Genomic DNA, 15,859 nt, shown 5'->3' on the forward strand with positions numbered 1-15,859 from the left:
TAAAATAGCTTCTCCTTACACAAAATAATTTATGTAAGAGGAGGGATTATCATGGCACATAAGAATAATAAAAATTCAAAAAATAATAAAAAATCTGGTCAAAAGACTAGAGCAGAATTAAGAAAGATGAAAACAGAAACAGCAAATGAAGTAGGATTTTCCAAAGAATCAAGAAAGCTAGGCAAGGATAAGCCAAGAGATGAAAATAAACAAGCTTAGATAATGATGAATGATGAGTGATGAATTTAGGAAAAAACTCCCATAGAGGGAGTTTTAAATAATATAAGTTTTAGAAACTCTTTGAGTTTCAACCTTAATTCATCATTCTTAATTCATAATTCATAATTAAAAAAAGTGCTGCAGTTAAGCAGCATTTTTTTTGTTGTTTTTATACCAGTTATATGCAAAATTTAGTCCTTCATTTAGTGTTACCATTGGTGAGTGGAAACCATTTTCTCTCATATCCATAATGCTTACATTAAAGTTGAACTTCCTAAATGGGAAAAATTCAATTTCTTCACGAGGGACTTTATTAATTATAGCATCTTTTCCCACAGCCTCAGCACATGCCATAACAAGTTCTTCAAAAGTATATCTTACAGGATGTGTAAGGTTATAAATTCTGCCATCAAATTTATTGTACATAGCACATTCAAAGTTCTTAACCAAATCTTCTATATGGATAAATTGAACCTTTGTATCTTCATCAGGAATTTGAATTACTTCATCATTAATGATTTTATCAAAGAAGTAAGATTCTCTCTTTAATGTGTTACCTTCGCCATAGATATATGTTGGTCTGAAGATAGTTGCTTTTAAGTCTCCTTCCTTAACTTTTGCCATAATGAATTCTTCACATTCAATTTTATTTAAGCTGTAATCACCCCAAATTGAATTTCTATCAACAGGAGACTCTTCTGTTACAAGATCATGGTGATCGCCATAAACAGAAGCAGAAGAGCAAAAAACATACTTTTCAAGTGATTTTAAATCAACTAAAGCATTAAACAATATTTCTATATCATTTTTTGTGTAGCCAGATATATCAAATACATAAGAATATTTTTTATCCTTTAAAGCTTCTTTCATGGCTGCTTTATCATGTCTATCACAAAGGATATGGTTTTCGTAGCCATCAAAAGATATTTTCTTTTTTCCTCTTGTTAGTATATCAATTGAATATCCTCTTCTAATTAAATATTTTGATAAGGCTTCACTTACAAATCCGCTACCACCTAAAACTAATATATTTGCCATAATACCCCTCCTAAATGTGCTATTAATTAAAATACCCAATTACCATTTTTAAATACAGAAACCTCTGTTCCATCATTAGTATAACCTGTTACTTCTAAATCAGCTGTTCCAATCATAAAATCTACATGGATTAATGAATCGTTAACACCAAGTTCTTTCAGTTGTTCTTCGCTTAAATTTTCAGAACCTTTTATACATGGATAAGCTCTACCAAAAGCAAGGTGACAAGCTGCATTTTCATCAAATAGAGTATTGTAGAATATTAAGTTAGAATTTGATATTGGTGAATCAAAAGGAACTAAGGCTATTTCACCTAGGTATCTTGCACCTTCATCAGTATCAAGAAGCTGAGATAACACTTCTTTTCCTTCCTTTGCATCAAAATCAATAGCTTTTCCATCCTTGAAAGTTATTGAAAAATCATTTATTAAATTACCATTATAGCTAAGTGGTTTTGAAGAAAATACTATACCATTAACGCCAGTTCTCTTAGGTAAAGTAAATACTTCTTCAGTAGGCATATTGGCATTGAATAAAATACCTTTAGTATCAGCTTCACTTCCACCAGCCCAATAATGGTTTTCAGGAAGTTCTACAGTTAAATCAGTACCATTGCTGCTTTTTAAATGTAAAGATTTAAAGTTATTCTTGTTCATGAAATCAAGACTCTTTGCAATGGCAGCATTATGGTTATTCCATGCTTCAACTGGGTCAGCAGTATCTACTCTTACTGCACTAATTATTGCACCGCCAAGCTTAGTTAAAGCCTCAGCATCGGTAGCATCAGGGAAGACTTTCTTAGCCCAGGCAAGAGTTGGATAAGATAGTACACACCATCTAACCTTATTAGCTGTTGCTGCTTCAGAATATTCCTTTAAAGCTATACTTCTTGCTTTGGAGTATGCAGCTATATTTTCCATAGGTACTCCGCTAAATGCATCAGGATCAGATGCAGAGATAGAAATAAAACATGCACCATTTCTAGCGTAATAGTTATAATTTTCACCAAACCATTCAGGTAAAGTAGATAATGTATCTACAGAGCTATTTAATAGTCTTATTTTGTTAAGTTTAGCATCGCTATAGTTTACAATAACATCTTTAGCACCTACTGCATAGGCAGCTTCAGCAATAAATCTTGCAAACTCAGCAGTTTCAATTGGAGTATTAATACAAAGAGTATCATTTTCCTTTAAGTTAACACCCATTTCCACTGCTAGTCTAGCATATTTTTTTAATAATTCATCATTCATTTTAAACACCTCTAAGCTTATTTTAAATAAAATATAAATAAGTATACCATAATATGTATATATAATGTTGTAGATTTTTGCCGAATTAATAAATATTAAAAAGAATAAATAGATAGTATCATTGATAAAAAATTAAATAACAACTATAATTAAATAAAACAAAAGATAGGAAAGGAAAGACAAATGAAAAAGTTATTAGAAAGTTTGGTAGAAAAGAATAAAGTTTATGCGAAAGAAGGAAAGTTAGCTTCATATATACCTGCGCTTATGGAAGCAGATCCAGAAGCTTTAGGTGTATGTGTTGTAGATTTAAAGGATAACTATGAGTTTTGGGCTGGTGATAGTGATGTTAAATTTACTATACAAAGTATCTCTAAGGTAGTAAGCCTGATAATTGCTTTAAATGATAATGGAAGAACTAATGTTTTTAGCAAAGTAAATGTAGAACCTACAGGAATGGGCTTTAACAGTATAGTTAATTTAGAGGCAGCCATGGAAAATAGACCTTATAACCCAATGATCAATGCAGGAGCTATTGTTACTACATCATTGATATTTGGAGAAACTCAAGAAAAGAAATTAGAAAGAATCTTAAATTTTTTAAGAAGGGCTACAAATAATCCTAATATAGGTATAAATGAAGAGATATATTTAAATGAAAAAGCTACAGGAGATAGAAATAGGGCTTTAGCATATTATATGAAGAGTACAGGAGCTCTAGAAGGAGATGTGGAAGAAGTACTTGATTTATACTTTAAACAATGCTCCATTGAAGCAACAGCAAGGGATTTGGCTAGATTTGGTGCTGTAATTGCTAATGATGGGGTAACTCCATGGAGTAATGAAGTGTTAATGTCTAGGGATATATGTAGAATAGTAAAGACTATCATGGTGACTTGTGGAATGTACGATGCATCAGGAGAATTTGCTATACATGTAGGGGTTCCAGCTAAGTCAGGTGTAGGTGGAGGAGTACTTGCAACTGTTCCAAGAAGATATGGTATAGGAATATATGGACCAGCCTTAGATAAAAAAGGAAACAGTGTGTGTGGTCTTCATATATTAAAGGACTTATCTGAAGAGTTTGATTTAAGTATATTTTAATAGTATTATTTTTCAAATAGATGGATAGTTATATAAATGAAAGAATAGTATAATAAACATAGATAATTATTAAAAAGATGGAGGAGAGTATGGATAAATTATTGATTATAGATGCTGAAAGTTTAATTGAGAGAGCATTTTATGCAATACCTAATATGAGCAATGATGAAAGTTTATATACAAATGCCATATATGGGTTTACTAAGATGTTTTTTGCCATAAAAAATGAAATACAGCCAGATCTTATAGCAGCAGTTCTAGAAGGTAGCATGAAGACATGGAGACATTCTGAATGTAATGGATTTAAGGTTACAAGAGAAAATGCTCCTAAGGCTTTTTATGAACAAAAACCATATATAAAAGAAATTCTAGAAAATTTTTCAGCTGTTATTTATGAAAGGGATGGAATAGATGCATCTGACCTACTTGCAACCATTGTAAATGAAGGGCAAAAAAAATCAATGGAAATATACATAGCAACAGCAGATAAGACATTATTACAATTAAGTGATGATAATATAAAGGTAATATATGTTCAGTCAGGGATAAATAATATAAAGAGCTATAATAAAACAGTATTTATAGAAGAGTATGGTATAGAGCCAGTACAATACATTGATGTGGCATCTCTTGTAGGTAGCAATTGTCATTCTATAGATGGAGTAAATACTATTGGTGAGAAAACTGCATTAAGCTTAGTGAAAACTTATTGTTCATTGGAAGATATAATAGAAAACAGTGAAAAAATCAATTCTAGTAGAATAAGAAAAGCAATAGAGGATAATAAAGAAAAGGCACTTTTAAATAAAAAGCTTATTACTGTAAATAAAAATGAAGAAGGAATTACTTTAGTTACTAATGGCAAAAACTACAATCCAGAAGAACTAATGAAAATATTTAAAGATCTTAAATTAAACAGTCTTTTAGAAGTTTTAGGACTTGAAGATGTAGATGGTAAAACTTCTGCTGAAGAAGTAATTAAAGTAATTGATAACATTGAAGATTTTAAAGAGTTTATGAAAACTCTTAAGGAAAGAGTATATATTGGGTATGAGTCCTCAAATTCTAATGTTTATTCAAAAATAAAAATAGAAACTATCTATATCTATAGTGGAGAACAATGTGCAGAAATAAATTTAGCTAACTTATATGAAGAACATAAGGAAGAAACCGTCTTTATATTAAAGCAATTTATGGATAATAGTGACATAAAGAAAGTTATTCATGATGGTAAGAATTTATTAACAGCATTAAGTAAAGACGGTATACAAGTTAATGGATTTGATTTTGATACAGCTATTGCTGCTTATTTAATAGATTCAGCAAGGGCTGACTACAATTTAAAAGTTCTTATTAATGAATACCTGGAAAAAAGCATTGATGAAAAAATGTCATCAGCAATTAAATATTTAGGTGATTTATACCTTTATTTAAAGGAGAGAATAGAAAAGGAAGGGATGGAAGAACTTTATTATAAGGTTGAACATCCACTTATTAACGTATTATCAAGCATGGAAGCAGTAGGCTTTAATGTAAATGGTGAAATACTTGAGAAGTTAGCAGTGAAGTTCAAAGAAGAAATAAAGAATACTGAAAAGGAAATTTACCATCTTTGTGAAGAGGAGTTTAATATATCATCACCAAAACAGCTTGGAAAGATATTATTTGAAAAGTTAGACCTTCCAGTTATAAAGAAAACTAAGACAGGTTATTCAACTAATGCTGATGTATTAGAAAAGTTAAAGGATAAGCATCCTGTCATTGAAAAAATAATTTATTATAGACAAATAACAAAATTAAATTCAACTTATGTTGAAGGTTTAAAGAATGTTATTGATATTGATGGAAGAATACATTCAAGCTTTAATCAGACGGTAACAACTACAGGAAGATTATCCAGTACAGAACCAAATCTTCAAAATATACCTGTAAAATACGAAATGGGAAGAGAAATAAGAAAGGTATTTATACCTAAGGAAAAAGGCGATATATTACTTTCTTGTGACTACTCACAGATAGAACTAAGAGTACTAGCACATATGTCAAATGATGCCAATATGATAGATGCTTTTAAGCATCATAGTGATATTCATACAAAGACAGCAGCTGAGGTATTTAAGGTTCCAGTGGAAGAAGTAACTTCTCTTATGAGAAGTAGAGCTAAGGCTGTAAACTTTGGTATAGTATATGGAATAAGTGATTTTAGTCTTTCTCAAGATTTAAAAATAACTAGAAAAGAAGCTGCTGAATATATGGCAATATACTTTGATAGATATCCAAAAATTAAAGATTTCTTACAAGGTGCCATAGATAGTGCTAAAGAAGATGGATATGTATTGACACTTTTAAATAGAAGAAGATTTATTCCAGAAATAAAATCATCTAATAAAATAGTAATGGCTTTAGGTGAAAGGCTTGCCATGAATGCACCAATACAAGGAAGTGCAGCAGACATAATAAAGCTTGCCATGGTGAAGGTGTACGAAAGATTAAGAAAAGAAGGATTAAATAGTGAAATAATACTTCAGGTACACGATGAACTTATATTAAATGTTAAGCCAAATGAATTAGAGAAGGTAAAGAGCTTAGTTATAGAAGAAATGGAAAACGTATTTGAATTATCCGTACCACTAGATGTTGATGTAAACTTAGGGGAAAACTGGTATGAAGCAAAATAGGGGGTAAAGTATGATAACAATAGGGTTAACTGGAGGAATTGGATCAGGAAAGAGTACAGTATCACTTATGCTAAAAACTGCAGGATTTGAAATTATTGATGCAGATATTATTGCAAGAGATGTTTTAAAAAAATATCCTGAAATTTTAGAAAAAGTTAAAATAGAGTTTGGTGCTGGCTTCTTTGATTGGAGAGGTGATTTTAGAAGAAAAGAATTTGGTAATCACATATTTAGATTTCCAAAACAAAGAAAAAAATATGAAGAAATAATAATACCTTATATAAAGCGTGAAATCTTTGAAAGTATGGATAAGCATAAGAAGAATGGAACAAAAATATTAGTTTTAGATGCACCTACTTTAATAGAAAATGATTTGCATAAGGAAGTAGATTATGTTATCTTAGTTTGGGTAGATCAAAATACCCAAATTCAAAGAGTAAGGGCTAGAGATGGCATAAGTAGAGAAGATGCTATAAATAGGATTAACTCTCAAATGCCATTGGAAAGAAAAAAGGATTTTGCTAATATCATTATTGAAAATAATGATGTATTGCCTAAAACTAAGGAACAGGTTGATCTACTTATTGAGTTTTTAAATAGCAATTTGAAGTAGGGAGAGACAATGAATTTAAAAAAAATTATAGCACTTTTACTTTTAGTTTTGCTTGCTTTTTTAGGAGTTCAACAAGGAATGAAGAAATACTTTTATCCCTATAATTATAAGGAATATGTTGAAAAGTATAGCAATGAATATAATTTAGATCCTTTACTTGTTTTATCAGTAATAAAAGCTGAAAGCAAATTTAAGGAAAATTCAACATCAAGTAAAGGTGCTAAGGGATTAATGCAGATTATGGACAGCACAGGACAGTGGATATCATCTAATATAGAAATAAGCTATTTTCTTCCTCATATGCTGTATGATCCAGAAATAAACATAAAAATGGGCTGTTGGTATTTAAATAATTTGATAGAACAGTTTGGTAATGTAGATACAGCATTAGCAGCTTATAATGCAGGAAGTGGAAATGTGAGTCAATGGCTACAGGATAGCGAATATTCAAAGGATGGAGAAACACTATATAATATACCATTTGCAGAAACTAAAAAGTATGTTGATAAGATAAAAGTTAATTATAAAATGTATCAATACTTATATGGAGAAGAATAAAATATATAAAAGAGGTGTGGCTTGTAAACTAGGCCACATCTTTTTTAGCCCTTAGGATTTATCCTAAGGGCTCTTATTACATTCTTTAATTATCTTTTTTTAAAGGTAGCAGTACACCATTCATTAGTTTGATACTTTTCAATAAATTCAAAGCCATATTTTTCAACATTAGCTTTTACTTCATCAAAGCTCCATTCAACAAGACCAGAAACTAAAAGATCACCATTTTCATTTAGATGTTTATTGATAAACTCCATAAACATCTTAGTTTCTTCACCGCCAATATTAATAAATATCCAGTCATAGAATTCATCAATTTGACTTTCATCTTCTAAAATATTTCCAACAATAGCTTTTATATTATTAATGTTATTTAATGAGGCATTTAGTTCAAGTTCATCGGTAATATCTCTAATGTCTACAGCATCAACTTTTTTAGCTCCAGTAAATGAAGCAGCAATGGAAAGTATACCAGAACCAGTACCTATATCTAAAACAGTTTTATCATTTAGCTCTAATTTATTTAAAATAAGTCTAAGAATATCTTGTGTTGTTTCGTGGAGACCAGTTCCAAATGCACCTTGGGATATGAAATTTATTTTATTTTTATTTGGATATTCTTCTTCAGGAGAGGCAATAACCCAAGTATCATCAATATGAATGGCTGGGAATTCAAAGGTAGTATAATCATTAGTATTTTCCTCTAATCCAATATGCTTAACACCAAGGATTGAATCTACAAGCTCTATAAATTCATTTAATTCTCCTTCAGTATCCTCCATTGCAACTTTTAAAGTGATATCTTCATCATCTTTTTCTATATAGCCATAACCATAATCATCAGTAGTAATTTCTAAAGGTGCTTCGTAAAAGGCGTTATATATATTATGTATTTGTAATTTTTCCATAGCCATATCTAAATCTTTATATGGAATGGTATATGAAAGTATATACATTAATTATCTTCCTTTCTTATTAAAAGATTTTTTAACTTTGCTCGAATTTGATTTAGCTTTAGTCTTATCTTTACTCTTAGCTTTACTATGAGTTTTTTTTCTAGTTTTAGGTTTATCTTTGCTAGTTTTATCATTAACTGATTTACTTTCTAAAGCTTTCTTCTTTTTTGCTACAGAATAACCAAAGGAACCTAGTGGATTAGTATCCATCTTAAAATATTCTCCATGGCAGTAGGTAATTAAATCAGCTTTTTCTAGATGAATCTTACCTTTTTCATCAAATAGTTCTTTGTTTACATGTGAGCCAACTACATCAGCAATAAAGCAATCATGAGTACCAAGCTGAAGTACTGTCTTTACTTTACATTCAATGGATACAGGACATTCATCGATATAAGGTGAGCTTACATTAGTTCCTTCTTTCATGGTAAAGTTCATTTCCTTTATTTTATCAACGGTTTTTCCTGAACGTACACCAACATAATCTACAGCTTTTGTAAGCTTAGAAGTAGGCATATTAACAGTAAACTCCATGGTTTCAGATATGTATTTATGTGAAAGACGTTCAGGTCTAACAGAAATAGAAAGCATTGGTGGTTTAGTACATACTGTTCCAACCCAGCCTACGGTAAATACATTGTCTTTACCATCCTTACCTCTAGAAGTAACCATTACTACAGGAACAGGGTTTAAAATTACGCTTCCCTTTAAGTCAACTTTTTCATTCATCATTTATTAAATCACCTCGTGTAAATTTCCTTTAGATTATAGCACACTTTCACTTAATTATGAATTATCAATGATGAATGATGAATTTATAAAAAAAGAAATCCCACCTAAGTGGGATTTCTTACCTTAATTATCAATTAATAATTATCTATAATATCTATTTCTTCTGTTTCTTCTTTTATTCATGCTGATGATTCTAATAAGAACTACGATTAATACAATAACTATAACTGTAAATAATAAAGCAGCTCCATATAGAGGAAGATTAGCCTTTAATAAATCACCAGTTGTAAGAGCAATAGTTCCTTCAACAGTTTCTTCAAATTGTCCTACCTTTAATGTTAAATTAACAGTTTTGTTTCCTGTAAGTTTCCAAGCATTAGTTTCTTCACCTTTATATAATATTTCAGCATGGTCATTATTAAAATCATTATTATATAAGTTAATATCTTTAGAAAGAACTATTGGAGCTGTTACTTCTTTAGTAGGCCCAAAGAATCTAAATAATTTATAGTTTAAAGTTACAGTACCAACTTCACTACCAGCTTCTTTATAAAGACTTTCCTTAGCAGTATAACCGTAATTAGCTATTGATAAAGTATCATTAAATACGTTAGTTCCATCAACACCATATTCAGATCCTAAAACAACAGTAACTAAATTTCTACCATCTTTTTGGAAGAATCCTACGAAGCAGTGTCCAGCTTGATCTTCAGTACCAGTCTTACCACCAACGTTTCCATCTTTACCTAAGATTTTATTTCTTGTATCAATTAATATAGTAGTACCATCTAAAGATACGCTTGTTGACTTTTCAGCCATAACATCTTTTATCCAGTCAGATTTGAAAGCTTCCGTTGCAATAAGAGCTAAGTCATAAGCTGTAGTTACATTATGAGTAGTACTATTAATTTCTAATCCATTTGGATTAATAAAGTTAGAGTGAGTAGCACCTAATTCTTTAGCTTTTTCATTCATCATATTAGAAAAAGCATCAACACTTCCAGCTACAGATTCAGCCATCATAACAGAAGCATCATTAGCTGAAAAAATCATAACAGCTTTCATTACATCATCAGCAGAAATTGTATCACCAGCTTTAACACCACCACTAATAAAACCATTAAGAGAGGTTTCAGTAAGGTTTGCTGAATTATTAGTATAAGCTATTAAGTCACTTTTCTTTTTGTTTTCAGCAAAGATTAAAGAAGTAAGTAGTTTTGTTGTACTTGCAGGAGAACGTTCATCATCTGCATTTTTAGAGTAGATTACTTCTCCAGTGTCCATATCCATAACTAAAGCAGAAACTCCTAATATATCTGGTTCAGCTGCTTTTGCATTAACTGAAAATGGTAAAGTAACAGCTACAAGAAGCGACAGTGCAATTGATTTAATAAATTTTTTTCTCATTTTTAAAATCCCCGTTCTATATAAGTAATTTATTTATTATTAAGCCTATTAATCATGTACTCTTTAGCTTTAATTTCAAAGCTATCATCTAAAGGTTCAAGAGTTATTTCTTTACCATATTTTAATGATAGAGCAGTAGAAATGAATCTATCTGCAAGCTCAGGATTTTTTGCTAAAAGAGAACCATGAAAGTAAGTACAGTAAGTATTCTTATAAATACAACCTTCATATCCATCACTTCCATTGTTTCCATATCCATGGACACATTTTCCTAAAGGCTTTAAATCATTTATTTGAGTACGGCCTGAGTGATTTTCAAAACCAACATAATACTCGTTAAAATCTTCATTATATATAACTGTATTGCCGATAAAACGCGTGTCTCCACTTTCAGTGTAGATATCTAAGATACCTAAACCATTTATTTTTTCTCCACTTGGAGCAGTGTAATACTGACCAAGCAATTGATATCCACCACAAATTGCAATAAGTACTTTTCCAGCTTCAATATATTTTTCTAACGCATCTTTTTTAGCACCACTTAAATCATTTGATACTATTGATTGTTCAAAATCCTGTCCGCCTCCAAATAGTACTATATCATAATTGTCAACATCAAAAGCATCATTTAAGGAATTATTAAGAATATTTACTTTAATTCCTCTAAGCTCGGCACGATGCTTTAAAATTAATATGTTTCCTACATCACCATATACATTTAATAAATCAGGATAAAGGTGACAAATATTTAAATCCATAGCTAGTCCTCCCAATTACCAAAGATTTTTTATATAGCCTTTAGAGTGTAGATATTTTCTGTAATTAATCATAGCAGTATAGGTAGCTAGAATATATAGCTTGTCACAGCTGCCATTTTTTATTGCTTCAGTTAAAGCTTCGTATTGTTCCTCTATGACAAATTTATTAGGATCTAAACCAGCTGTTTTTAATCTAACGGCCATATCGTAAGCTCTTAAACCTGAAATATAGACTTCATCAATGTTTGTTTCAGTAAGCTTTTCAAAATCAACATCCCATATCCAAGAAACGTCCTGTCCATCAGCATAATTGTCATTTAATAAGAAAGCAGCTGCAAATCTTTCTTTATTTAAGCAAATTGTATCCAATGACTGATTATAACCTGCAGGATTTTTAACTAGAAATATTTTCACGTCTTTACCTTCAATATTGATAGTTTCTTGTCTTCCAAAGCTTGAAGATTGATTTTCTAGAGAATTCTTAATTACGGAATCATCTATACCCAATTCCTTAGCAATAGAGTATGCACACAATCCATTATAAATGTTATAAGTACCAGATTGATTTATAGATACTTCTAAATCATTAAATTTAATAGTTGAGCTATCGGCATTGATATCAATGATATCTGTAACAGCATACATTAAATCTGAACGTTTATAACCACAATTTGGACAATAAAAATCTCCTAAATGATTGTATGTAACAAAATTGTATTCGTATGGTGTTTTACAGAATTTGCAGAACTTGGCATCTGCGTTAATTTCAATGGTTTTATTATCATTAACAGCTTTGTCAAATCCATAGAAATGAACAGGGTTTTTTAAATCTAATTTTCCAAGTAAAGATTCATCACCATTTAAAACAAGAGTAGTTTCAGGAACATTATAAATTCCTTCAAGAATCTTATTTAAGGTAGTATATACTTCGCCATATCTGTCTAACTGATCTCTAAATAAATTAGTAACAGTGATAACTTCAGGAGTTATATATTCTGTTATATATTTTAAATTAGCTTCGTCAACTTCAATAACAGCGTAATTATCTTTTACTTTGCTACCAAACTTATAGTTATCTACAAAGGTAGTAACAATACCAGGAAAAAGGTTAGCTCCAGTGTTATTTGTAATAACTGGATGTCCGCTTTCCTTTATAATGTTGTAAATCATGCTTGTGGTTGTTGTTTTACCATTTGTACCTGTTACTAAAATTACTTTATATCCTTTTGAAACTTTAGATAAAATATTTTTATCTATTTTTAGGGCAACTCTACCAGGAAAAGTAGTTCCACCTTTTAAAATAGTTTTCGTTAAGAAAAGTGTAAATTTTGCCGATAATATACTGATAATTGTTTTAATACTAATTTTCCTCACCACCTAAATATTATATTTACATTATTAACAAGTTGTTAACTTTATAATTAACTTGTTGAATTCCTTTAATAGTATAACATAAACTTGATTAGAAACAAATTTATCTTTAACTTAAATTATAAAAATATTATAGAATTTAATAAAAAAGGGGATGTAGTTAATAAATGAAGCAATATTCATTTATAGATAAAGAAGAAATAGAAATTAACTGTTATAAATGGGAAAGTAAAGAAAAAAATATTAAAGGAGTAGTACAAATTGTTCATGGAATGACAGAACATGCACTAAGATATGATTTCTTTGCAAGAAAGCTTACAGAAGAAGGATATATAGTATATGCTCATGATCATAGAGGACACGGAAAAACTGCTTTAAGTAAAGAACTTTTTGGATATATAGCAGATGATGACGGATTTAACTGGATGGTTTCTGATGTAAAAGAACATTTAGATTTAATTAAAAAAGAAAATGAAGGATTACCGGTTTTTGTATTTTCTCATAGTATGGGATCATTTATAACACAAAGATTTATACAAAAGCATGGTAGTGAGATAGACGGCGTAATTTTATGTGGTACAGACGGAAAACCGGAATTTTACAAAAAAGCCGGTATAGTTGTTTCCAAAGTAGAAATGGCTTTAAGAGGAAGAAAAGCAAAAAGTAAATTAATGGATAAGTTATCCTTTGGACATTTTAATTCTTATTTTAAGCCCAACAGAACAAATGTAGATTGGCTTTGTTCTGTAGATGATGAAGTAGATAAATATTTAAATGATGAATATTGTGGATTTATATGTACTACTTCATTTTATCATGATTTGATAAAGGGATTATTTTATATACATAAGGTAGAAAATATGGAGAGTATACCAAAAGAACTTCCAATATATATAATTGCAGGAGATAGAGACCCAGTAGGTAGACAAGGAAAAGGAATACTAGACTTATATGATAGATATAAGAAACTTAATATAAAGGATGTTAATTATAAGCTATATGAAAATGGAAGACATGAAATTCTTAATGAGAGAAATAAAGATGAAGTAATTGATGATATATTAATTTGGATGAATGGTATACTGTAATTCATTATTTAAGAAAAATCTCATATATTTTTATTAAAAGAAATATTTATATGAGGTAAGCATGAGTAAAAAAGAAAGTATTACTACATTATCAAAAGTCAAAAAAGATTTTGATTTTATTGGATTATTAAAAAATATAGCCCTGACTTTAGGTGGAGGGATAATAGTTGGATTACTAACTAAGGGAACAATGGATACATATGATAAGTTAAAGAAGCCAATATTTGCGCCACCTAATATAGTTTTTCCTATTGTATGGATAATACTATATATTTTAATTGGTGTAGCTGCGTATAGGATTTATGAAAAAAATAAAAAAGGATTTAATGATAACGGAGCATATTTTTATTATCTTGTTCAGTTATTAATTAATTTTTTATGGCCTTTTATATTTTTTTCATTTAGATTATATGGAATAGCACTTGTTATAATTATAATACTATTAATATTAGCTATAATAACAGCAATTAAATTTTATAAAAGTGATAAAATTGCTGGAATTTTATTAATGCCATATATAATTTGGATTTCTTATGCAACTATATTAAATTATTATATATGGATTTTGAACGAGGCTTAAATTTCATAAAAATATAAATTTAATATAATTGGATTATTAAGGAGGGTATAATAAAAATTAAAAAATAATGAAAAAGTATAGAAAAAATAATTTAAAAATGATAGAATGTTGTAATAAATACTGTATTTAATCTTATTTAATATTGTTACAGTGATAAATACAATTTGAAAAAGATTAAGTTAGGAGAAAAAAATGAGAGTTGCAATATGTGAAGATAGTAAATTACAATACGAAGTACTTAAGAAGCAGGTGCTTAAGTGGGCAGATGAAAGAGAAGAAACTATTGATATAGAAGGTTTTGAAAGTGGAGAGGAATTTCTATTTAAATGGCCAGAAGATTGTGATTTTGATTTAGTGTTATTAGATATAAATATGAAAGGAATGTCAGGAGTACAATTAGCAAAAGAAATAAGAAAGCAAGATAAAGATATTCTAATTATATTTATAACAGCAGAAGTAGAACATGCATTAGAGGGGTATAACGTAAGTGCTCTTAATTATTTATTAAAGCCTGTGGAAGAAGATGCTTTATTTAGATGTTTAGACATTTGTTTAGAAAAGGTTAAAGAAAATTCAACTAACGCTAAATATTTAGTTTTTTCAAAAGGAAGAGAACAAATAAAAGTTAATATAGATAAGATAATTTTCATTTCAGCCTTTGACCATTATGTAGATATTCATTATGATAATGAAGTCATTACTATTAAAAGTAAAATTGGCGATATGGAAAAAGTGTTAGAATTCAGAGAAGAATTTGTAAGATGTCATAGATCGTACATAGTTAATATAAATAATATAGTAACTTTAACTAAGAAAAGTGCTATATTAAAAAATAAAATAGAGCTTCCAGTGAGCAAAAGTAAATTTGAAGCTGTAAGTGAAAAATTCAAATTAATATAAAACTACATATCATTACAATTCCCGAAAGAATATAATTACAAGCGTGAATGATTATATTCTTTCGGGAATTATTTTGAGTAAAAGTGATAAAACACAAAAAACGACATAAAAATATAATTTACGAATAATTTTTAAAATTTAACGAATGTTTTAATAAAACTAAAAAAAAGATTATATAATTAAGTCAACAGGTGAGAGAAAACAAAGGAAAAGAAAAACTCACCCAAAAAAATATTAAAAATAATGAATAAATTAAATCATTTAGGGGGATTTTAAATTATGAAAAAGAAATTTTTATCATTAATGATGGCAGCAGCAGTTGTTGCTACAACTTCAGTAAGTGCATTTGCAGCAGAAGTTAAAACAGATGGGGATTCTGTTGATGTTAAAATAACAGGAGCTGTTAATGGCCCAGGTGACACAGCTCCAGAAGGAACTATAAGTGTTACAATACCAACAACTCTAGCTTTTACAGTTAATAATAAAGGGGAAGTTAAAGGTACAAGTTTAGATGTTAAAAACAATGGTACAGCAGATGTAGAAATATATGCATATCAGTTTGTTGATGGAAATGGTGCAACTGGTATAGAAGTGATTAAAGATA

At 29.4% G+C, this 15,859-nt stretch carries 16 protein-coding genes; 9 read left to right on the plus strand and 7 right to left on the minus strand.

The genetic code is table 11. The annotated features are described in order from the left end of the window. Positions 1-51: 51 nt before the first annotated feature. Positions 52-219 (plus strand): hypothetical protein, encoded by a 168-nt coding sequence (locus Q5O44_RS05035; RefSeq protein ID WP_022167303.1) that lies wholly within the window; start codon positions 52-54, stop codon positions 217-219. 144 nt (positions 220-363) lie between these two features. On the opposite strand, the gene Q5O44_RS05040 is transcribed toward Q5O44_RS05035, so the two are convergent. Next, on the minus strand, positions 364-1,257 hold the full coding sequence (locus Q5O44_RS05040; protein WP_022167304.1) for an NAD-dependent epimerase/dehydratase family protein: 894 nt from the start codon (positions 1,255-1,257) through the stop codon (positions 364-366). Between the two features lie 26 nt (positions 1,258-1,283). After that, the gene (locus Q5O44_RS05045) at positions 1,284-2,510 is read right to left on the minus strand and encodes an aminopeptidase (RefSeq protein WP_022167305.1); all 1,227 of its coding nucleotides are present in this window, start codon (positions 2,508-2,510) and stop codon (positions 1,284-1,286) included. Positions 2,511-2,693: 183 nt separating this feature from the next. Between Q5O44_RS05045 and glsA the strand changes: the two genes are divergently transcribed. The 4 genes from glsA to Q5O44_RS05065 all read left to right on the plus strand — a co-directional run bounded on the left by glsA (position 2,694) and on the right by Q5O44_RS05065 (position 7,463). Beyond that, on the plus strand, positions 2,694-3,614 hold the full coding sequence (gene glsA, locus Q5O44_RS05050; RefSeq protein ID WP_022167306.1) for a glutaminase A: 921 nt from the start codon (positions 2,694-2,696) through the stop codon (positions 3,612-3,614). A gap of 89 nt (positions 3,615-3,703) precedes the next feature. Continuing rightward, positions 3,704-6,292: a DNA polymerase I gene (gene polA / locus Q5O44_RS05055; protein ID WP_022167307.1), complete on the plus strand. Its 2,589-nt coding sequence runs from the start codon at positions 3,704-3,706 to the stop codon at positions 6,290-6,292. A gap of 10 nt (positions 6,293-6,302) precedes the next feature. Further along, a complete protein-coding gene (gene coaE, locus Q5O44_RS05060; protein WP_022167308.1) occupies positions 6,303-6,905 on the plus strand; it encodes a dephospho-CoA kinase in 603 nt (200 codons plus the stop codon). Between the two features lie 9 nt (positions 6,906-6,914). After that, a complete protein-coding gene (locus tag Q5O44_RS05065; protein WP_022167309.1) occupies positions 6,915-7,463 on the plus strand; it encodes a lytic transglycosylase domain-containing protein in 549 nt (182 codons plus the stop codon). A gap of 89 nt (positions 7,464-7,552) precedes the next feature. Here the strand turns inward: Q5O44_RS05065 and Q5O44_RS05070 are convergent, their stop codons facing one another. From Q5O44_RS05070 to Q5O44_RS05090, 5 genes are all read right to left on the minus strand, one after another. Further along, complete coding sequence (locus Q5O44_RS05070) at positions 7,553-8,419, minus strand: 50S ribosomal protein L11 methyltransferase (RefSeq protein WP_022167310.1); 867 nt, start codon at positions 8,417-8,419, stop codon at positions 7,553-7,555. Positions 8,420-8,422: 3 nt separating this feature from the next. Then, complete coding sequence (locus Q5O44_RS05075) at positions 8,423-9,151, minus strand: flavin reductase family protein (RefSeq protein WP_022167311.1); 729 nt, start codon at positions 9,149-9,151, stop codon at positions 8,423-8,425. Between the two features lie 141 nt (positions 9,152-9,292). Then, positions 9,293-10,558 (minus strand): D-alanyl-D-alanine carboxypeptidase family protein, encoded by a 1,266-nt coding sequence (locus Q5O44_RS05080; protein WP_022167312.1) that lies wholly within the window; start codon positions 10,556-10,558, stop codon positions 9,293-9,295. 29 nt (positions 10,559-10,587) lie between these two features. After that, positions 10,588-11,316: a type 1 glutamine amidotransferase gene (locus Q5O44_RS05085; protein WP_022167313.1), complete on the minus strand. Its 729-nt coding sequence runs from the start codon at positions 11,314-11,316 to the stop codon at positions 10,588-10,590. Between the two features lie 15 nt (positions 11,317-11,331). Continuing rightward, complete coding sequence (locus Q5O44_RS05090; protein ID WP_302637440.1) at positions 11,332-12,690, minus strand: Mur ligase family protein; 1,359 nt, start codon at positions 12,688-12,690, stop codon at positions 11,332-11,334. Between the two features lie 164 nt (positions 12,691-12,854). On the opposite strand from Q5O44_RS05090, the gene Q5O44_RS05095 reads away from it, so the two are divergent. The 4 genes from Q5O44_RS05095 to Q5O44_RS05110 form a co-directional block, all read left to right on the plus strand. After that, positions 12,855-13,775: an alpha/beta hydrolase gene (locus Q5O44_RS05095; RefSeq protein WP_022167315.1), complete on the plus strand. Its 921-nt coding sequence runs from the start codon at positions 12,855-12,857 to the stop codon at positions 13,773-13,775. 61 nt (positions 13,776-13,836) lie between these two features. Beyond that, positions 13,837-14,355, plus strand: coding sequence for a TspO/MBR family protein (locus Q5O44_RS05100; RefSeq protein WP_022167316.1), 519 nt, complete (start codon positions 13,837-13,839; stop codon positions 14,353-14,355). Positions 14,356-14,547: 192 nt separating this feature from the next. Next, positions 14,548-15,255 carry a LytTR family DNA-binding domain-containing protein gene (locus Q5O44_RS05105; protein ID WP_022167317.1) on the plus strand — a complete coding sequence of 236 codons (708 nt, stop codon included), beginning with the start codon at positions 14,548-14,550 and terminating at the stop codon, positions 15,253-15,255. Between the two features lie 279 nt (positions 15,256-15,534). Further along, the coding region (locus Q5O44_RS05110) for a hypothetical protein (protein ID WP_302637442.1) at positions 15,535-15,859 on the plus strand (325 nt) is incomplete at its 3' end.

It is taken from the genome of Clostridium sp. CAG:221 (genome assembly GCA_000435835.1).
Classification (GTDB): Bacteria; Bacillota; Clostridia; order Clostridiales; family Clostridiaceae; genus Clostridium.